Origin of the sequence: Psychrobacillus sp. NEAU-3TGS, from assembly GCF_029955155.1 — a bacterium.
In the GTDB taxonomy this organism is placed as follows: domain Bacteria; phylum Bacillota; class Bacilli; order Bacillales_A; family Planococcaceae; genus Psychrobacillus.
Window position 1 is genome coordinate 340301 of record NZ_JAPNOZ010000011.1, and the last position, 21379, is coordinate 361679.

Annotated in this window: 19 protein-coding genes; 3 read left to right on the plus strand and 16 right to left on the minus strand. The window is 37.1% G+C overall.

From position 1 onward, the window contains the following. Positions 1–57: 57 nt before the first annotated feature. From OR571_RS14490 to OR571_RS14525, 8 genes are all read right to left on the minus strand, one after another. Complete coding sequence (locus OR571_RS14490) at positions 58–888, minus strand: cytochrome C assembly family protein (RefSeq protein WP_282243766.1); 831 nt, start codon at positions 886–888, stop codon at positions 58–60. Between the two features lie 229 nt (positions 889–1117). Next, complete coding sequence (hemA, locus tag OR571_RS14495; protein ID WP_282243768.1) at positions 1118–2482, minus strand: glutamyl-tRNA reductase; 1365 nt, start codon at positions 2480–2482, stop codon at positions 1118–1120. A 424-nt stretch (positions 2483–2906) separates the two neighbouring features. Then, a complete protein-coding gene (yihA, locus tag OR571_RS14500) occupies positions 2907–3491 on the minus strand; it encodes a ribosome biogenesis GTP-binding protein YihA/YsxC (RefSeq protein ID WP_282243770.1) in 585 nt (194 codons plus the stop codon). Continuing rightward, the gene (gene lon / locus OR571_RS14505) at positions 3488–5812 is read right to left on the minus strand and encodes an endopeptidase La (RefSeq protein WP_282243772.1); all 2325 of its coding nucleotides are present in this window, start codon (positions 5810–5812) and stop codon (positions 3488–3490) included. Before lon ends, yihA begins: the two co-directional genes overlap by 4 nt. A gap of 177 nt (positions 5813–5989) precedes the next feature. Continuing rightward, complete coding sequence (clpX, locus tag OR571_RS14510) at positions 5990–7258, minus strand: ATP-dependent protease ATP-binding subunit ClpX (RefSeq protein WP_282243773.1); 1269 nt, start codon at positions 7256–7258, stop codon at positions 5990–5992. A gap of 380 nt (positions 7259–7638) precedes the next feature. Then, positions 7639–8919 (minus strand): trigger factor, encoded by a 1281-nt coding sequence (gene tig, locus OR571_RS14515; RefSeq protein WP_282244184.1) that lies wholly within the window; start codon positions 8917–8919, stop codon positions 7639–7641. A 136-nt stretch (positions 8920–9055) separates the two neighbouring features. Beyond that, on the minus strand, positions 9056–10060 hold the full coding sequence (locus OR571_RS14520) for a hypothetical protein (protein ID WP_282243775.1): 1005 nt from the start codon (positions 10058–10060) through the stop codon (positions 9056–9058). A gap of 73 nt (positions 10061–10133) precedes the next feature. Then, positions 10134–11318, minus strand: coding sequence for a CDP-glycerol glycerophosphotransferase family protein (locus OR571_RS14525; protein WP_282243777.1), 1185 nt, complete (start codon positions 11316–11318; stop codon positions 10134–10136). Between the two features lie 150 nt (positions 11319–11468). Here OR571_RS14525 and OR571_RS14530 point away from each other — a divergent pair, with 150 nt between their 5' ends. From OR571_RS14530 to OR571_RS14540, 3 genes are read left to right on the plus strand one after another with little or no spacing between them, the layout of a single operon-like run. Then, on the plus strand, positions 11469–12692 hold the full coding sequence (locus OR571_RS14530; RefSeq protein WP_282243779.1) for a glycosyltransferase: 1224 nt from the start codon (positions 11469–11471) through the stop codon (positions 12690–12692). Beyond that, entirely contained in the window at positions 12661–13431 is a 771-nt protein-coding gene (locus tag OR571_RS14535; protein ID WP_282243781.1) for an HAD-IIB family hydrolase, read from the plus strand. The genes OR571_RS14530 and OR571_RS14535 overlap by 32 nt, the downstream gene beginning before the upstream one ends. 37 nt (positions 13432–13468) lie before the next feature. Then, positions 13469–13807, plus strand: a complete 339-nt coding sequence (locus OR571_RS14540; RefSeq protein WP_282243783.1) for a hypothetical protein — start codon at positions 13469–13471, stop codon at positions 13805–13807. A 146-nt stretch (positions 13808–13953) separates the two neighbouring features. Here the strand turns inward: OR571_RS14540 and OR571_RS14545 are convergent, their stop codons facing one another. The 8 genes from OR571_RS14545 to OR571_RS14580 all read right to left on the minus strand — a co-directional run bounded on the left by OR571_RS14545 (position 13954) and on the right by OR571_RS14580 (position 21327). Further along, positions 13954–14511 (minus strand): integrase, encoded by a 558-nt coding sequence (locus tag OR571_RS14545; RefSeq protein WP_282243785.1) that lies wholly within the window; start codon positions 14509–14511, stop codon positions 13954–13956. A 392-nt stretch (positions 14512–14903) separates the two neighbouring features. Then, positions 14904–15353, minus strand: a complete 450-nt coding sequence (locus tag OR571_RS14550; protein ID WP_142538675.1) for a KGG domain-containing protein — start codon at positions 15351–15353, stop codon at positions 14904–14906. 202 nt (positions 15354–15555) lie between these two features. Then, entirely contained in the window at positions 15556–16683 is a 1128-nt protein-coding gene (locus OR571_RS14555; RefSeq protein WP_282243789.1) for a zinc-dependent alcohol dehydrogenase family protein, read from the minus strand. Between the two features lie 208 nt (positions 16684–16891). Next, positions 16892–18343: an aldehyde dehydrogenase family protein gene (locus OR571_RS14560; protein ID WP_282243791.1), complete on the minus strand. Its 1452-nt coding sequence runs from the start codon at positions 18341–18343 to the stop codon at positions 16892–16894. Between the two features lie 28 nt (positions 18344–18371). Then, positions 18372–19208 carry an AhlS family quorum-quenching N-acyl homoserine lactonase gene (gene ahlS / locus OR571_RS14565; protein ID WP_282243793.1) on the minus strand — a complete coding sequence of 279 codons (837 nt, stop codon included), beginning with the start codon at positions 19206–19208 and terminating at the stop codon, positions 18372–18374. Between the two features lie 56 nt (positions 19209–19264). Further along, complete coding sequence (locus tag OR571_RS14570; RefSeq protein WP_282243794.1) at positions 19265–20359, minus strand: zinc-binding dehydrogenase; 1095 nt, start codon at positions 20357–20359, stop codon at positions 19265–19267. Between the two features lie 224 nt (positions 20360–20583). Further along, on the minus strand, positions 20584–20766 hold the full coding sequence (locus OR571_RS14575; protein ID WP_142538679.1) for a KGG domain-containing protein: 183 nt from the start codon (positions 20764–20766) through the stop codon (positions 20584–20586). A gap of 87 nt (positions 20767–20853) precedes the next feature. Beyond that, positions 20854–21327, minus strand: a complete 474-nt coding sequence (locus OR571_RS14580) for a VOC family protein (protein WP_282243796.1) — start codon at positions 21325–21327, stop codon at positions 20854–20856. Between the last annotated feature and the right edge of the window lie 52 nt (positions 21328–21379).

The window sequence follows — 21379 nt, forward strand, 5'->3', positions numbered from 1 at the left end:
TTACGTCTAAATTTTAATGTGTTTATTGCGCTTGCGACAAGCTTTGGTTGCCCTTCGTTAATACCATAAATGGAATTGGGAGAATTGACTACCCAATAAAAAATTGATCAAAACAAATAAAAATGCATATATATGAACCCAAGCATAGTTTGTTCCAATAAATTTTGCTCGTTTTTTTATTATTAAAACGACAATATATACAACCAATAAGAAGAAAGAACTGATAATTTTAAAATCAGCGATAGAAAATACTTCTAGGGATACATATGCCCATTCTAACCCAAGAACCAAACTTACAAACAACAAAGGAATCCCTATTAAAATAGATAACGTCATTCCTGTTTCTGCTTGTTTTAAAGATGGCAATCTAGAAAACTGATTTGTCCATTTTTTCTTTTTCAGCACACGATATAAAATTAAGTATAATGTCGAAAAAACAAATGATAAAGAAAAAGCGACATATGCCAATAGAGCAAATGTAATATGAATAAATAATAGCTCTGATCGCAATGTGTCACCAACTGCTGACTGTTCAATCTGATTTGGCGCAAAGGTATGAATCGTCATAAAGATAAACCCAATCACATTCAAAAAGAACGCGGGTAAATCTAATCGGAATATAAGCTGCAACACTAAGGATAATAGGATGATTAACCACGCATAAAAATATATTCCTTCAAACAAAGATAGTATTGGAAACCGCTTCGTTTCGACTATGTACAACACTAAAAACACCGTTTGCAATATCCAAACAATAAAGAGCAGCCGCACCGCAATTCGGTGTGCATGACGATCTTTATTCAAATAATCGATAAAATAAAAAACAAGACTAACGGATTGGAGGACGACCATTATCTCGTGCAGCCTTGTCATCGTCAAATCTGCCATATCAAATCTCCCTCTACATAAGAAATGCCCTAGCGCCTAATGTAATCCTATGCGCAAGTCCACTAGCCATCACAAGCGATTTTCTTTTTGACGAGCTTGTGAAGGACAAGGTGCTAGAGCTAGATCGATACTAAGCAAAAAAGCTATTGCCTTTGTATCTACATATAAAAAAGGCGTTTAAAATATCTATTAGTTTCCATATAGATATAAAACGCCTCCTTTTACTTGGTTAAAATGATAAATTTTCTTTTAAATGTTGAGATTGGATAATTGTTTGCTTTAAGTTAATTTTCGCTTTTTCAGCTTGGTCAATGATTTCCTTTTGCACCTCTTCTTCAATCCCAAAAATTTGTTGGAATAATTGAAGTTGTTCCACCGAATCTTTAGCTGTGGATAATTCTTTCACTTGTAAAATCGGCTCTTTTAAAAGCTGATTAATAATAGATTTTGTATGCTTATTTAGAATTTTACGCTCACGCTCGGTTAAATCAGGCATTTTGTTTTCAATAGAAACCATTGTTTCGGTTTGTATTTTGTTTGCTTTTTGACGAAGTGCGGAAATAATTGGAACAACTCCAAGTGTAGCTATCCAATCGTTAAATTGTTCTACTTCGGTTCCGATCATTTTCTTAATTTGCCCTGCTGCTCGTTCGCGCTCTGCTAAATTCGCTTCCACAATACCTTGTAAATCATCGATATCATATAAAAAGACATTTGGTAAGTCACCAATACGTGGATCTAAATCACGTGGTACCGCGATATCTACCATAAATAATGGTTTGCCCTTACGTAAACGTTCTACAAATTGCATTAGTTCAAAGTCAATGACGAAATCTGTTGCACCTGTTGAGCTGATTAAAATATCCGCTTCTAACAAAGCACATTGTAGCTCGTCCATCGGTTTTGCATTTCCTTCGAATTTCTCTGCAAGCTCTTTCGCTTTTTCAAAAGTACGATTAATAACTGTTACTTTTTCTGCACCGCTACCGTGCAAGTTTTGAATAGCAAGCTCTCCCATTTTTCCAGCACCTAAAATAACTACATGTTTATGTTTTAACGTACCGAAAATTTTCTTTCCAAGCTCCACTGCAGCATAAGAAACGGAAACTGCATTTTCACCAATTGCTGTTTCAGAATGTGCACGTTTTGCAAATGTGACCGCTTGTTTAAATAATTGATTGAAAACTGTTCCTGTTGTACCATTTTCCTGACCATTTAAAAAGCTTTTTCTCACTTGACCTAATATTTGGGTTTCTCCAAGCACCATTGAATCTATACCTGCCGTAACTCGGAACAAATGATTATTAGCATCATTATCCTCATGGATAAATAAATAGTTAGATAAGTCTTCTAATGGGATATCAAACCAATTTGCTAAAAATTGCTTCACATAGTATTTGCCTGTATGTAATTGATCTACAGTCGCATATATTTCTGTACGGTTACAAGTAGATACAATGACATTTTCGAGTATGCTTTTTTGTCCTTGTAATGCTCGCATTGCATTCGGAAGCTCTGTTTCGACAAATGATAGCTTTTCTCGAATTTCAACTGGAGCAGTACGATAATTGACACCTACCACGATTGTATGCATGGAATCATGTCTCCCTTTCACGTTCATTTCATTAGTCCTATTATATCATAGCTTTTCCTCAGGTTTTTAGCCATTTGTGAACAAGCTATGAAATCTTATTTAGAATGATTATAAAATAATATTAACAAACAACTTGACCCATTACAAGGCAATAGCTTGAATGCGAAATATGCAGAAAATTAGCAAATTGAACACAACATAAAAAAGATTACGTAGAAATATATTACCCTACATAATCTTTTTTAATCACTTATTTAATCGTGTTGTGGTTATATAATATCCTATTTAATGAATAACCAAAAGTTCGCAGTATGAACTTTGTATTAATAAGCAAGGAACGCATGATAGAAAGCGATAAGGTGCCCGAAATTGCATCTTCGGGAACTTACTCTTTATATAAAAAGGTTGATCAACAGAAGTGATGTTATTGTATTCTGCTTTCAATCTCCGCCCAAGCCGTGTCATAACCTAGACCTGTTTCAGATGAGAAAACGACTAGCGGATCGCCTTTTTCCATCTGCAGCTCCTCTTTGACAATTTTTTTATGCTTGTCCCATTTGCCTTTAGGAATTTTATCGGCTTTTGTAGCAACTACGATACATGGAATATTATAATGCTTTAAAAAGTCATACATCATGCAATCATCCGCTGTTGGAGAATGACGCAAATCTACAAGTAGCACGACCGCTTTTAATACATCACGGGATGTGAAATATGTCTCAATCATTTTCCCCCATGCCGCACGTTCTGTCTTAGATACTTTCGCGTAACCATACCCAGGTACATCCACAAAAAGTAAATCTTCCTCTAATTTATAAAAATTTAATGTTTGCGTTTTTCCCGGCTTCGATGAAATCCGCGCCATACTTTTTCGACCAATCATTTTGTTGATAAAAGATGATTTCCCAACATTCGAACGTCCTGCTAACGCGAATTCTGGTAAGCCCCCTTCTGGATATTGCGCTGGTCTTACAGCACTTATAAGTAGCTCGACGTTATTAATTTTCATTTTTTTGTCTCCTCCAATGCTAATTGAAGCACCTCTTGAGCATCGGAAACAAAATGAAATGTTAATACTTCACGAACACTTTCTGGAATATCTTCAATATCACGCTCATTGTCTTTAGGGCAAATAATTGTTGTTAACCCTGCGCGATGTGCACTTAATGTTTTTTCTTTTAATCCACCAATTGGCAATACTCTACCTCTTAGTGTTACTTCCCCTGTCATGCCAATTTCACGTTTGATCGGACGTTTGGACAAAGCTGATACAAGTGCGGTAACAATTGTAATTCCCGCTGACGGTCCATCTTTTGGAACCGCTCCTTCAGGTACGTGAATATGAATATCTTTGTTTTCGTAGAAAGATGCATCAATACCAAATTCATCTGCTTTCGAGCGAACATAGGATAACGCTGTTTGCGCGGATTCTTTCATGACATCCCCGAGTTTACCAGTTAGTTGAAGTTTCCCGCTACCTGCAGATAAAGATACTTCAATTTGCAAGGTATCGCCACCAACCGTTGTATATGCTAGTCCAGTAGCTACACCTATTTGGTTTTCTGTTTCTGCTAGTCCGTATCTGAATTTTCGTTTACCGATTGTATCTTCTAAATTCTTCGGTGTAATAGTTATCCGTTTTTTGTCACCAGAAACAATTTGGAGTGCCGCTTTTCGGCAAACATTTGCTAGTACACGGTTTAAACCCCTTACCCCTGCTTCTCGTGTAAAATAGCGGATGATATCTATAATCGCATCATCCTTCAATTGAAGCTGAGACTTTGTTAGACCATGTTCTTTTATTTGCTTTGGCAATAAATGATTTTTGGCAATAGAAAGCTTTTCCAATTCCGTATAACCTGCAAGAGAAATAATCTCCATTCGATCTCGTAATGGTCCTGGAATCGTGCTTAAGTCATTCGCAGTAGCAATAAATAATACATTAGATAAATCATATGTTTCTTCAATATAATGGTCACTGAATGTATTATTTTGCTCTGGATCCAATACTTCTAGCATAGCAGCAGAAGGGTCTCCTCTAAAGTCGTTCGACATTTTATCGATTTCGTCTAACAAAAATAATGGATTTATAGTGCCTGCTTTTTTCATTCCTTGAATGATGCGTCCAGGCATGGAACCTACGTAAGTTCTACGATGCCCACGAATTTCTGATTCGTCTCGAACCCCACCCAACGAAATACGAACAAAATTACGGCCTAATGATTCAGCAATAGACTTTGCAAGTGAAGTTTTTCCAACACCAGGAGGTCCTGCTAAACAAAGAATTGGTCCCCGCAATGATTTCGTTAATTGGCGAACAGCCAAATATTCTAAAATTCTTTCCTTTACCGACTCTAATCCTTCATGGTCTCGATTTAATATTTGTTCAGAACGTTTAATATCTAATTGATCTTCTGTTGCTTTTGACCAAGGAATAGAAACAATCCAATCGATATAATTACGAATAACACCACTTTCTGGTGCTTGAGATGGTAATTTTTCATAACGATTTAACTCTTTTAATACATTTTTTTTAGTTGTTTCAGGTAGTCCGGCTTCATCAATCCGCTTTTTCAACTCTGCTACTTCACCAGTTTTACCTTCTTTTTCTCCCAGCTCGGTTTGGATGGCTTTCATTTGCTCACGCAGATAAAATTCTTTTTGTGTTCGTTCCATCGCATGTTTGACACGTGTATTAATCTTTTGTTCGAGGTTGAGTATTTCCTGCTCATTGTATAATCGGGCGATCAGTAACTCTAATCGCTCTTTTACATCCATTATTTCTAAAAGTTCTTGTTTGCCAGAAATTTTTAAAGGTAAATGAGACGCAACCATATCAGCCAATCGTCCTGGTTCTTCAATATCTAACACTGAATTATATGTTTCTTCTGATACGCTCTTGGATACCTTTGAATAATTTTCAAAATTATGTAGTAACGTACGCATAAGTGCTTCGTCTTCCTGATCTGCTTTTTCTGGTTCAATGTATGCAGACACAGTTACTTCATCGAACGTATCCGTTTTTTTATAATCATCCCAAATCGCACGCTGCAATCCTTCTACTAAAACACGCATCGTTCCATTTGGTAGCTTCACCATTTGTTTTACAATTGCAATAACCCCAACATCATATAAATCTTCCATCGTCGGTTGTTCAATCGTCATATCTCTTTGTGCAGATAAAAACAACTTTTCTTCACGTAACATCGCTTCATTTAAAGCCGCGATTGAACGTTCACGCCCTACATCGACATGAAGAATCATTGTTGGAAATACTAATAGCCCTCTAAGAGGTAATACTGGATAGTATGTCGTATTTTTGTTTGCCATTTCGGGAAGTCACCTCCAACTTATTCTGTCCGAATCGTATGAGAAAAATACGGTTCAATCTCTCTATTCCGCTCTTCCCTAATTTCACCAAAAGGAAACGTAAGAAGAAAAAGCTGACATCCTTGCTTGCGCTAAGCACGCGCAGGTTGGAAGCCAGCTTATATTATCAACATCAAGTTATGCAGATGTTTTTTCGTTATCTTTTTCTACTTCAGTGCCGTCTTCTAACAATAGTCTTGGACGAGCTTTTTCTGTAATAGCTTCTTTCGTGATGACACACTCTACAATATCTTCACGAGACGGTAACTCGTACATCACGTCTAACATGATATTTTCAATAATAGAACGAAGACCACGAGCTCCAGTTTTACGCTCAATCGCTTCTTTCGCAATTTCAATTAATGCATCATCTTCAAATGTTAGTTTTACATTATCTAACTCAATCATTTTTTGATATTGCTTAACAAGCGCATTTTTAGGCTCCGTTAAAATTTGTACAAGCGCTTGATTGTCTAACTGTTCTAAGCTTGCAAGTACAGGTAAACGACCGATAAACTCTGGAATTAACCCAAATTTCAATAAATCCTCTGGGATTAACTGGCTAAGGACAGAACCCGCCTCTATTTCCACTTTGTTTGGATCTGCGCCGAAACCAATTACTTTTTCACCTAGACGGCGTTTAATAATTTGTTCGATTCCGTCAAACGCACCGCCAACAATAAATAAAATATTCGTTGTATCAATTTGTATAAACTCTTGATGTGGATGCTTACGACCGCCTTGCGGTGGAACACTAGCAACAGTACCTTCTAATATTTTTAAAAGTGCTTGTTGAACACCTTCACCTGAAACATCTCTAGTAATAGAAGGATTTTCAGATTTACGCGCTACTTTATCTATTTCATCGATATAAATAATCCCTTTTTCTGCTTTTTCGATATCATAATCCGCAGATTGGATAAGTTTTAAAAGGATGTTTTCAACATCTTCCCCAACATAGCCCGCTTCTGTTAAAGAAGTCGCATCTGCAATAGCAAATGGTACGTTCAGTATACGTGCTAATGTTTGTGCTAGTAATGTTTTACCACTACCTGTAGGTCCAATCAGTACTATATTCGATTTAGATAATTCCACTTCATCGATCACGCTATTTGAATTGATGCGTTTGTAATGGTTATACACTGCAACTGCTAGTGATTTTTTTGCTCTTTCCTGCCCAATTACATACTCATCTAAAATAGTTAAAATTTCCTTTGGTTTTGGAACTTCTTTAAACTCTACTTCTTCTTCGATACCAAGCTCTTCTTCTACAATCTCAGAACATAAGTCGATACATTCATCACAAATATAGACTCCTGGTCCTGCAACTAGCTTGCGAACTTGTTCTTGTGGTTTTCCACAAAAAGAACATTTTAAGTTCCCTTTTTCATCATTGAATTTGAACAAAATATTCACCCCTATTCAAGCAATTATCTTACAAGATTCTCATTAAGTAATCAAATAATACGTTTATGTTTTATAACCGTGTAACCTATGTATGGTATAAAACAAGGCACAGACATTGCTGTACCTTGTTTTATATTATAACGCTTCCAGGTATGAATAAGAAAGTATAAACCCTTTTATCCATTATCTGATCAGTTCCAATGACTAGCCCCTCAGGGTCAAATACCCTTCACTCAAAGAATTAAAAGCACTTTTCTTAAGTGAAGAATATCCACCTGTCGCAGGTAAGCAGTGTGTAGGTCATGTAGTTAAAGCGCAACATTGTCGCTAACTTAAGCTATATGCTTACTACACTGGAACTTGCACATTTCTAATGTAAATTATGAAATTTTAGCGTTGTCTACTAAGAACTCAACTGTTTTTTGGAAACGAATGTCGTTTTCAAGCACTGCTGTACCACCAAGAGCTTTTTTAATATCTTCAGCAGACATATTGAATTGTGCAGCCATTTTTTCAAGTTCAGCATTTACATCTTCTTCTGTAGATTTCAATTCTTCTTGTTCAGCGATTGCTTCAAGTGTTAAAGAAACTTTTACGCGGCTGTTTGCATCTTCTTGCATTTGAGCACGTAATGCTGCTTCGTCTTGACCAGAGAATTGGTAATAAAGATCTAAGTTCATCCCTTGTTGTTCTAAGCGTTGACCAAATTCTTGAAGCATGCGATCTGTCTCAGACGCGATCATTGCTTCTGGAATGTCGATTGTTGCATTAGCTGCAGCTGCTTCTACTAAGTTGTCGCGAAGTGTTTGTGCTGCTAATTGTTTTTTCTCTTCAGCAGCAACTTCTTTTAGTTTTGCACGTAAAGCATCGATACCTTCTACTTCAGCATCGATTTCTTTTGCAAGTTCGTCGTTTAGTTCAGGAAGTTCTTTTCCTTTAACTTCTTTCACAGTTACTTTGAAAACTGCTTGTTTACCTGCTAGTTCAGCAGCATGGTATTCTTCTGGGAAAGTTACATCTACGTCTTTTGACTCGCCAGCTTTTACACCAACTAGTTGTTCCTCGAAGCCTGGGATGAAAGAGTTAGAACCGATTTCTAGTGGGTAGTCTGTTCCTGCTCCACCTTCAAATGCAACGTCATCAACGAAACCTTCAAAGTCGATTACAGCAGTATCGCCTTCTACGATTGCATCTTCTTTTACAACTAACTCAGCTAAACGAGTTTGTTGGCTTTTTAGTTGCTCTTCGATTTCTTCGTCTGTAACAGTTTCGTCTAATTTAGTTACTTCTAAACCTTTGTAATCACCTAAAGTTACTTCTGGTTTTACAACAACTTTTGCAGTGAATACTAAAGGTTGTCCTTTTTCCATCGTTACGATATCGATTTCAGGTTGATCTACTGGGTCAATACCAGCATCTTCAACAGCATGCCCATAAGCATGTGGAAGAATAACGTCTAGTGCATCTTGGAATAAAGATTCCACACCATACATTTTTTCGAACATTTGACGTGGCATTTTCCCTTTACGGAAACCAGGTACATTTATTTGTTTTACAACTTTTTTAAACGCTTGGTCTAAACCTTTTGAAACTTCTTCTGCAGCTACTTCTACAGTTAATAAACCATTATTGCCTTCTTGTTTTTCCCATTTTACTGACAAATCCATTGACATATATTCTACCTCCAAAAATTAATTTACAATAATTTAGCAGCCTGTATTTTTACATACAGGGCGATTATACACTAATTATATTGACAACTTGTATATTATAGCATAGTTGAATAGACTTTCAACATTATTCATCCACGATTACATCTGTTGATTCTTCCAATAATTTTATGAACTCATTCAACTCATTTGGCTGAACACTTTCGTTTCCGAATAAAGTTTCAACAAAATTTACATATTCTCGTGCAACATCTTCATCGCTATATGCTTCCCAGTCTAATGGAAATAATGCATATGCATGGCTATGTACTAATCCTGTAGTCAACTGCAATTTAGTAGGGTCTTTCTCTAAAATACTATTAATATGTTGAGTAACAGACTCTACTCGTTCCATCGCATTTGGGCTAGGTGGGGAAACTGGATTGACTATTTGTTTTAAACCAAACTTTTCAATTAGTATATTGGTTGTTACACCATTAGATCCTAGTAGTAAAAGAGCAAGCGTTTGAATAGTAGGAGACACTTTTTTACTTTGGATAATTTCAATAATATTAGTGATTACTTCTTTTATATCTTGGTGGAAAGCTTCTTGTATCAACGCTTCTTGCTTTGAAAAGTGTAACTTTTCAAACTCCTCAATCGCAAATTTCTCTTTGTCAGCGCTTGGGTTTGGCTCAGTGCTACTCCCAAGAAAGCTATCCTGCTCTTTAGCAAGTCGCCCACTTAATTCTTTTAACTGTAAAAAGTTTTTCTTTCTTTCATTCGTAAATCTTTTATCTACAAGTAATTTATTTAACACGCTGTCCACTTCATGATAAGCTTTTAAGTCGAGTAAGATAGTTAAGTAGAGTTCCACTATTTGTTCGAACAAAGGTGACTTTTTATTTAGTAGATCCTCACAAATAAGTTTTGCTTCTGGTTGACGATTAGTTTCTAATAGAGAAAGTATGTATACAATTAATATCGTGTCGTCTAGTTCAATATGTTCCTTTGCTTGATCAAAGCATTTAGCCGCTTCTATATGATTATTTACTTCTGCAAAAGCTAATCCGTCTTGTATTAGCTTTTCAACCATTCCCGGAAAGAAAATAATATTTTCTTTCGTTTTAGGAACATGTTGTTTCTTTTTCATTTTACTCGCCTACCTTTGTCTTAATATATACTTATTATACTATATCAGTTTATAGCTTTTTACTATATCCCGCTTACCTTTTTCTGAAAATTTCCACAGCAAGCCTCTTACAGTTATTTCTGTCGAAATAGTCTATGTAATTGGAAGCTATAGTGTAAAAGGGATTTTCTGTATGATTACGCTCAGTTATATGAGACATGAATTCTATCACTTCATCTATTGTATTGGCTTTATACCCATACAAGTCTTTATCCAAATCTAGATAAGAACCTCTCATTTTTAAAAATTCCTCTTGATCAAAAGTAAAAAAGATGATGGGCTTATTCATATATAAAAAATCCCATGAAATACTAGAATAATCAGTAAGTAACATATCTGCTTCTATAATCTCATCCCCAATAGATATTTCATCAAAGCTATAAAATTTCACTTCTCCTCCGCTAATATCAATATTCCTAAAAAGGTGTTCAAATTTCTTCATAAATGGGTGCAACATTACTTTAAGATGAAGCTGCCCAAAAGAGATAAGTGCTTCCATTCGTTTATCTTGAAAGATTTTCAATGTGGATTGAAAATAATTACTCGCTAAAAATTCCTCCTCTGATAAATCGAATAACGTTTCTCTCCAGGTGAACATTACCAGAATATGCTTTACCTTTTTTGAAGGCCTGTTTGGACCAAACCGGTCGAACCTTGCCATCCCTGTCACTATAAGTTTCTCTTCTGGTATCCCCCATTCGTGAAGCTTAATGTTTTTTTCGTATTGGGATGCACAGTTGAAGAAATTGCATCGGGCTAGTAAAGGTACGTCTTCTTTTTGAATAAGAATTTTTTTAAAGCATTCAATTCCATGACTAATATGAATCATTATCGTTTTCTTGTTTAAGAATATGTACTTGTCGATAGAAGGTGCAATGTCATAAGCAATCGAATGACCGTGAATCGAATAATTTGCCTTAAAAAAAAGCAAATAGTTCCGAAAGCTACCTAAAGCCACAGCATTTGGTATACGTTGCTCTTTTATATAAGTTGTTTTCGGATCATACATCCAATAGATATCCATCTCTTCACGATGATGTTCTATTAAATACCGATGAAACACAGAGGCGTTATCTTCATACTTCTCCCCTAAGTTCCCTCCGACTAAAACAATACTTTTTGTCTGCTTACCGAAAGACAATTTCGATAAAAGAAATGCTCCCAATACTTTTACAAATACTATTAACGGATCAAATGTCCCCTTAGTCTTCAATTCCATTGGTTTACTCCTTTCTTTCTAACACTATTTTTCCTAATCCTACAAAATAAAACATAAATACGTTTAAGTTTTCAGAATTCGGGAATAGTAATCTAATAACTTAATAACCTAATTTAGTAGTTTCAAAACATAGGAAAGGGGAAACAGTATATGAATAATAATATTTTATTTATCTCCGATCATGGAGATCCATTGGCGCCCTTAGGCAGCGAACAAGCTGGCGGGCAGAATAATTATGTGAAACAACTCGCTTTAGCTCTTCAAAATGAAGGAAACACTGTAGATGTGGTTACACATTGGAGTAATCCACTAGACCCTCCTATAGAAAACTTTGGCCATTCTTGTCGAGTTATCCGAATAGGTGCAGGAAACAGAAGTTTCGTTCCAAAAAATGAACTATATAATTTATTACCAGCTTTTTATGAAGAGATGACGACAATCCTACCAATTTCAACATATGATCTAATTCACACACACTATTGGCTCTCAGGATTGTTAGGCTCTTTTTTAAAGGCTGAATATCATATACCTTGGATTCATACAAATCATTCATTAGGAATTGCAAAAGAATCAGCAACGGGAATTGCGGAACCCTTAAGACTCTATACAGAAAAAATGATTTTAAGTTCTGCTGATTATATTGTTGCCACAACAAAAAGTGAAAAAAGCTTGATAAATAAATTTGTCGAAAATCCTTCCCCAGTTAAAATTATTCCTATTGGGGTTGATCGAGCTTTCCGTCCTTTTCATCTAAAAAAAGAGGAAATCCTGCATCCTTATTTTGCATTTGCGGGAAGATTGCAAACTACAAAAGGAATTTACACTTTAATAGATGCTTTCCGTCTGCTGGTGGAAAAATACGATATTCATCCGACTACTAAGCTTGTTATAGCAGGCGGTGAATCAAATTGTGTTGACTTTCGCAACAAATTACCTAAGGATAATAAGTTAAAAGCTGCAATTCGAGGTCTAGAGGATAGAATTGACTTTTTGGGAGCGAAATCTCAAAAACAACTCGCCTCTATATTTAATAGCGCTACTGCTGTAGTAGTTCCTTCTTTTTATGAATCATTTGGTATGGTTGCCGCCGAGGCACAAGCTTGTGGTTGCCCAGTTATCGCCTCAAAAGTAGGTGGTTTAACAGATATAGTAAAAAATCGAGTTACAGGTTTGCATGTTGAAAAAGGAAATGAAAATAATTTAGCACAGGCAATGAAAACAGTAATATCCAATAAAAATTATTCAAAAAAACTTGGAAAAAGTGCTGCTGTTTTTGCAAATCGAGAATTCAATTGGTCCATTCTAGCCAAACGGATGGATAGTTTATATGAGGTGGTAATTGGTGAAAGAAAAAGCTTTCGTGTTGGCAACTGACCTTGACGGGACACTGGTCGGTGATAACACCGCACTACACACACTACTAAGCTATTACGAGGAATCTAGTCTTGATATAGCTATTATTTATATTACAGGGAGGCATCTAGCCTCTTCCCTTTCCTTAATAACAGAGGAGAATTTACCACAACCAGACATTCTAATTACAGATGTCGGAACTGCTATCTATACATCTCTAAGTCTAACCGAAGAGGCGCTATGGACAGAAAAGATGCAAAGCGATTGGTATCCCCAAAAAATCATACGTATTGCTGAGAATTTCCCTCTTCTCAAAAGACAGGTTCTTCCAACCGATAATCGCATTTCCTATACTGTCCTTCAAAACGAGGAAGTGGTTAGAGAATTTAAACAAGCATTATGTGAAGAGAATATTCCTCACAAGCTCATTTTCAGTTCCAATCGCGATGTGGATATACTTCCTCCGAATAGCGGTAAAGGAGAAGCATTATTATATGTCCTTCAAAATTATTTTCACAAGGAAGTTCAAGTGCTCGTTGCAGGAGATTCGGGAAATGATGTAGAGATGCTCTCTCTCGGCTACCCATCTGTTATCGTAGGAAATGCCCAGCAAGAACTAATCGACATGACTAGCCATCCTCTTCTTTACCGAGCCTCTAAGCATTTCGCGGGAGGTATTCATGAGGCTTGGTTACATTTTTTTAATAAGAACAGCACAAGTGCCAATGTCGCCTGTAATAAGGAAACTGCGCGGTTGTGAGTTGAATGAAGTGTTCGCCATTTCCATGGGGTGAGCGATGAGCAATCCCCGCCGCTTAGTCGTACGTTGGGGTGACTCATTAGCCCATGTGGAACAAAGGTTAAGAACGCCAAATCGTGTGGCAACGCCTTTGAAATCAACATCCTGTTGCCCTCCACAGGAGTCGACGCCTGAGCGAAAATCAATTGTAATTGCTTATTTATTTATTATCGACTTGCTAAAAACAAAATCTCTAACAGTTATTGGACTGGGTAAATCCAATAAATGGCTAAGGGCAATCAAACAGCTGTCGAAAGCAACCAATTCTAGTCTGAAAGCAACCAAACGACTGTTGAGAGCAACTATTTCTAGTCTGAAAGCAACCAAATTCCTCTAGAGAGCGCAATCAATTTTCATAAAACAAGTTTACTTGGAGTGAGACGACGGTAACTACCACGCAGTTTCCCTAGACCAAGTTCGAACAAATTTCTTAAATACAAAAAAGCCAACCAGAAATGTAATATCCGGTTGGCAATATATTTTCTAAGCAATTTGTACACTTTGTAAAGCAACAAGCTCCTCGTATAAATGTAAATCCTCTTCATATAAGCTTTTATATGTTTCAAGGCTATGAGCTTTAACAGCTTCTAATATCTCCTCATCGACCAATTGAAAATCCTTATTAAGGTTCTGGGCATTTTCCCATGCTGTCTCTTCAAAAACGATATTCATCTCATGTTCCTCAATAAGCATGGCAAGTAAATCTATATTATTATAAAGCTCGTATAATGAATGGCTCTTCTTTGTATCAAAAATTTCGAGAGTCCGAGATAATGTATTTAATAATGCATCACGGTCAATTGCATGACCTAATTCATGCATAGTAATTATTTTAATATATAATTCAAGAGAAATCGGTGTTTGCATCTCTTTGCTTGCTTCTAGTAAACGATCCACGTCAAATCCAACATAATCACCAATAAAATTATAACTCATATTTATTCCAGAGTTATCTTGTTTCAATTCAACGTCCATTCCGACAGCTTGCATAGTGGATTTGATCAAACGTTGAATATATTTCTCGTTGTATTTATTTTTCATTTATTGATCTGCTTCTCCTCGCATCTGATATATAAAACCTTTTTATCCCGCATTAACGGGCAGTAAGACTCCCACTTCAAGATTTAGATTTAAAAAAAGCGATAAAGATAAGTGGGAGATCAACTGCCCGTAAAAGCCCGATTGGTTCAACTAACCATCAGTGGGGGATGAAGAAAACCCCCACTGATGGAAATTTCACTTTATAGTATATGATAAAAAGAATTATTTTTTTCAACAGAAATAAATATATAACAATATTATTTTTAATTCAACGAAGACGAACTGAGTTTTCAGAGTGAGAAGAAACAAGAAAAGACACGCTTTAATCAAAAATCGATTAAAGCGTGTCTTTTTTCATACTTATTAAGTTGTATTATATATCAATCTATTACTTAATCATTATCATCTTTGTTATTGCGTTGTTTACTCCGTGCTTCTCCGCCTTTACGTCCGGCTTCTTCTCTACTCATTTTGCCATCGTCATTATCATTGTTGTCGTTGTCGCGTTGATTACTCCGCGCTTCTCCGCCTTTTGATCCAATTTCTTCATAAAAATCTCGGTCATGGTTTTCCGAAGTAGCTTCTCCGCCCTTGCGGCCAATTTCTTCGTAAAAGTCTCGATCATGGTTTTCTGAGGTAGCTTCTCCGCCTTTACGACCGATTTCCTCGTAAAAGTCTCGGTCATGGTTTTCCGAAGTAGCTTCTCCACCTTTTCTTCCAATTTCTTCGTAGAATTCACGATCATGATTTCTGGAGGTAGCTTCTCCGCCTTTACGTCCCGCTTCTTCGACAGTCATTTTTTCATCATTGTTTCTGTTGCGATTGTTTTGCTTATTAGCCATTATTCAATTCCTCCTTTAGATTTTTATCAAGCTTGTAATCAAGCTTACTCTTTATATTCCCAGCTTCTATAAAGCTAAACATGTAGTTTTAAAATTTTCACGGTTGTTAGTTAACCTTATTTCATGAGTAAAAGCTCACAAAAAATGCGTAGGGATGCGATAAAAACTCATCCCTACGCATGAAGATTACGGATTCTTCCGCTCAATCCATTTTAATAATAATACGCGAGGCATCTCCTGTAGCAAGTAAATCAAATCCCTCATTAATCTCCTCTAAAGAAATTATATTAGAAAGAAGTCGATCGACTGGTAGTCGCCCTTGCTCCATTAAGTTGATATAATTTGGAATATCTCTTTTTGGAACACAGCTTCCTACGTACGATCCCTTTAACGTCCGTTCTTCAGCAGTCAAAGTAACATAAGGAAATGCAAATTTATGTTCAGGATGGGGTAGTCCAGTTGTCGTCGTTACTCCTCCGCGTTTTGTTACACCGTATGCAACTTCCATTGCAGCAACAACTCCTGCCGTTTCAAATGCATAATCTACTCCTCCATCCGTGTAAGCACGCACTTGCTCCACAACATCTGGATCATTCGAGTTAAATGTAGCAGTAGCTCCAAGCTCTTTTGCTTGTTCCAACTTCTTCTCATTAATGTCAATGGCAATGACCTCATTAGCCCCCGCTGCAATCGCCCCAAGTAATGCGCTCAATCCAATACCACCAAGTCCAATAACTGCCACTTTACTCCCTAAAGTAACTTCCGCCGTATTTACTACAGCACCTACTCCTGTTATTACTGCACAGCCGAATAAAGCCATTTTTTCGAAAGGCAAATCTCTATCTACTTTAACTAAGGAATTCTGCGCAACAACCGCATATTCGGAGAATGCGGAAACCCCAACATGGTGTCCAATGCTCTCTTCGCCATTATGAATACGCATACCGCCTCCGAGAAGCGTGCCCGCCCCATTTGCTTGGGCACCCGGTTCACATAACGCTGGTCGGCCTTCTGCACAGGGAATGCATTGACCACAGCTTGGTACAAATACGCAAATAACCTTGTCTCCAGGCAGGAAGTTTGTTACACCTTCCCCCGTTTCAACTACGACTCCTGCTGCTTCATGACCAAGCGCCATAGGAAGGGGGCGTGGCCTGCTACCATTTATCACGGACAAATCGGAATGACATAAGCTTGCGGCTTTTATTTGTATTAATACTTCTCCAGCTCCAGGAGAATCTAGGTCTACTTGCTCAATTTTAATGGGTCTACTAGATGCATAAGGTCGCTCTGCACCTGATTCACGTAAAATAGCAGATTTTACTTTCATAAAACTCACTCCTTTATGATAAAGTGAAACTTCAATCAGTGGGGGTTTTTCGACGCACAGGACGTGCTAGTGGGGACGGTGCGACATGGACGTCGCGCTTTTAGTCCTCGTCATCCCCCACTGATTGTTAGTTGAACCAATCGGGCTTTTACGGGCAGTTGATCTCCCACTTATCTTTTCGCTTTTATTATATCTTGAAGTGGGAATCTTACTGCCCGTTAATGCGGGATAAAATTTTCATTCCGATAAATTTAAGGTCCGTCATCTCTTCGATTGCATAATGAATTCCTTCTTTGCCGATACCACTTTCTTTTACCCCACCGTACGGAATATGATCGTATCGTTTAACAGAAGCTTCATTAATCCATACTCCCCCGGTTTCTAAGGATTCTGCTACTCTCATTGCCAGATTAATATTATTCGTAAATACTCCTGCCTGTAGCCCGTAGCGTGAATCGTTTGCATAACTAATTACTTCTTCTTCCGTCTCAAATGGCACTATAGCGATAATTGGAGCAAAAACTTCCTGACAAACAACCTTCATCTCCAAATTAACGTTTTCTAAAATCGTTGGTTCTAAGAAAGTACCGTTTCTTGTTCCACCCGTACGAATAACCGCTCCCGCTTCAACAGCTTCTTGAATCCATAATTCTGCCTTTTTGGCCGCCTCTTCGGTAATCATCGGTCCTAACTGAGTCGATTCTTCTTTAGGATCACCAATTCTCAGAGCAGCTACCTTCTCTGTAAGTTTATTTAAAAACTCGTCATAAACGGATTCATGAACAAAAATACGTTGTGCCGATACGCATGCTTGGCCTGCGAAAGTAAAGCCGCCCATCAGGATGGAAGATACGGCATTATCTATATTTGCGTCATCAAAAATAATATTTGGCGCATTGGACCCTAATTCAAGTGTCACTTTTTTCCCTTTAGCCATCTCATGGATTTTCCACCCCACTGCTCCACTACCAGTAAAAGTTACTTTTTTGACAAGTGGATGGGTCACAAGTGGCTCTACTAAATTCTGCCCTGGACCTTGAATGATGTTCAGCGCACCAGACGGTAACCCAGCCTCTAGAAATAATTTATATAAGGCAACGGTAGAAAATGGTGTTTTTTCCGCAGGCTTTATAACAATTGTATTTCCTGCGGCGATTGCAGGCGCAATTTTATGCAATGCCATATTTAATGGGAAATTAAAAGGCGTTATTGCAGCGACAACTCCAAGTGGAACACGCTTGGAAAAACCAAATTGTTGCTCTCCACCGATTGCATTATCAAGAACTATTTGCTCCCCGTGAAGATTTTTCGCTCCCTCTGCAGCAAAATGTAAAACTTGAATCGCCCTTGCTACCTCACCTCGAGCTTCTACGATTGGTTTACCAGCTTCTAATGTTAAAAGCTCTGCAAATGCTTCTTTTCTTAACTCTAACAAATCTGCCGTGTTGCGTAAGATTTGACTTCTTCTATGCGCCGGCATTTTCTTCATCGTATGCTGAAATACTTCATGCGCATTTTCCACCGCTTGGACTACTTCGTCCCTAGTAGCACAAAAAATATGTCCTATTTTTTCTTGATTGTATGGATTTAGAACATCGATTACATCTCTTTCACCTGCTATTAACTCCTCTGAATCTATGAAAGAACCGTTTATTAACATATGTTCCCTACCTCCTAAAATAAGATTATTATTCGTAGTACCCCTCCGTAGATTTAATCAATGTTTTGAATTGTTTTTCATCATGACCAAACCAAATGGTCGAGTTATTCTCTTTTGCGAAGCTTCTAATTCGTTCAACTGTGGAATTATAACCAACCGAATCATATAGAATTCCTGGTGGTTTAACCGGTGGTCCTAGACTTTCTGCCGTATACAAGGCGTCTGAAGCTAATAATAAATTCCCAGTGCCAGGCAATTCAATATGCAACCCTAGCATCCCATATGCATGCCCAGGCCCAAAGTTAATAATTTTAATCCCTTCCACTAAATCCACTTCTTTTTCATTTGGTTTAATCGTTTTCCAGCGTAGCTCATTTTTAATCCACGCCATAACATCTCCCCATATATAAGCGCCCATGTTACGGGTCATCGCAAATGTCTTCATCACATTTTGTAATTCGGAATCATGTACGATAATTTCTGCATTTGTAAACAGCTCTAAACAGCCAGCATGATCTAAATGCAAGTGAGAAGCTACTACATACTTAATATCTTCAGGACGTACCTTTAACTGTTCTAATCGGTTGATCAGATAACATTCTTCATTTTGAAACGCCGGGAAAAGTTGCTGAATCCCTTCAGGCCAACGCCCATCGTCCCCCATACCTTCCGGATTACATCCTGTATCAAACAAAATCTTCCCTTCCGGATGGTCGATTAATACAGCGAAAACCGGAAACTCCACAAATTCTGCTTTTGGACTCGGATTAGCTACACTCGCAGGGTTGTGCATGGAAATCATATAGTTTTTATCCATCTTCATCGTACCTGTATCCAGCACGTAAACTTTTTTAGAATTACACATTATATATTCCTCCAATATTTTATATTTCCTTCATTTAATTGAGAAAAAACTATATTTCAATTGTTGTGTTCAATTTCAATTGATGCTCTCGTCACTCCACGATTAAAGGAAGCATCTAGAGCTTTCGATAGATCCTCTAAGGTGAAATCACAAGCGAGAATCTCACTAAATGGATATTTGTCAATATTCGAGCTTAAGAACTTTAACGATTTATATAAATACCAAGGCTCATAACGAATTAAACCCAATATGGAAATATTCTTTCTTGTCATTAAACCCGGATCAAACTCAGTTAATTTGCCAGGTGAAATATTACCAATAGAAACATATTTTCCACCGGATTTAATGAGATGAATACCTTCTGATAGAGCCGCAGGAACCCCTGTAAGTTCCATCACAACATCCGCACCGACTCCGTTTGTTAGCGACAATATTTTTTCCACACGCTCCTCAACTGTTTTATACTTGTCCATCGATATTATTTCGTCAGCGCCGAATCTTTTTGCTAAGGCAAGACGATTAGGTACTGTATCAATAACAATCACTTTAGCCCCAAACATTTTTGCAACTGCCGTAGCATTTAATCCAAGTCCACCAGCACCTTGAATAACAACTGTATCTCCATATTTTAGCCCTGACTTTTCAATGCCAAAATATACTTGTGACAGGGCACAGTTTGCACCAGCTGCTACTTCATCTGGAACATTGTCTGGTACTTTATAAAAATATTGATTGGGATGAATATAATAATGCGTAGCAAATGACCCATGAAAATGTGGATACTCATGCGCCTCTTTGCTCCAATATTCATATGCATTTTCACATAAGTTCGCATATCCCTGTAAACAGTTTTTACATCTTTTACAAGTTAAAAAATATGCTGCTGCAATACGATCACCTACACGTACAGGTTGTCCTGCATAATCAGTAATAACACCCTCACCTAGCTCAACAATTTCACCCACCATTTCATGCCCCATAACGCCGGATTTTTTCGTAGGATGTAACCCTTTCCAAATATGCAATTCCGATCCACAAACATTCGTCCTTCTGACACGGACTAGAATGGAATCTTTTGCTGCCTTCGGTAATTCATATTCTTCAAAAATCATCTGTTCCGGCTCTGTCATTACTGCAACTTTTCCCTTCAACTAAAAACCCCCGATCTCATATTAAAAAATGGCCAAAACAAATAAGGAAAATTGGCTATTTCTTAATCTATTCAAAGACTTTCCAAAATATCTCTTCATTTCGAGAAAAGTTTTATGGAGAGATTTTTACATGCTACAAAGAAAAAACACTCTTTCGTCATTTTTTCATGACAAAAGAGTGTTTTTTCGTGTTGCTCCTATTTAAGGAATATTTTATTTACTGTTTAATTTTTGTCTTTATTATTGTCACGTTGTTTACTACGTGCTTCTCCGCCTTTACGACCTATCTCCTCGTAAAATTCGCGACCATGATTCTTAGAGGTAGCTTCTCCGCCTTTACGTCCCGCTTCTTCGACAGTCATATTTTGGTTGCTGTTTTTGTTGCGATTGTTTTGCTTATTAGCCATTACTAAATTCCTCCTCTAAATTTTAATCAGCTTGAAATCAAGCTTACTCTTTATATTCCCAGTCAAATTAGAAGTAAACATAGAAATTCAATCTTTGTTGGCATACATAGTTTCCGTACTATGATTATAAAGTTCAATTATATTCCCATAAGGATCTTCGCAGTATACTAAATAATAAGGCTTGCCTTTCCAGACATTCCATATATCGCTACATCTTTTACCACCCGAATTTTCTATTTTTTCAGCAAGTCGTTCAATATTATCTGTTAGTAGACAAATATGAAAGAAGCCTTCATATTCTTTTGCTTCTCTGTTTTTCATTCGGGGTTCTTGAAATTCAAACAGCTCGATTCCTACTTGATTACCCGTCATCATATGTGCATTTCTCATTTTCATAATATGGTCACCAAGTAAATCATTGGTCATATTATGCTTGTTTTCTTCTTCTGCATTAAAAGAATAAGGACCTGCTATTAACTTAAATTCCAAAATTTCTTCGTACCATTTAATTGCTTCTTCGATATCTGGCACGGACAAACCTATATGTGTAATTGCTATCATCAGTATCCCTCCTATTAAAAAGGTTCCCCTTCTAAGTAAAATGATAAACAAA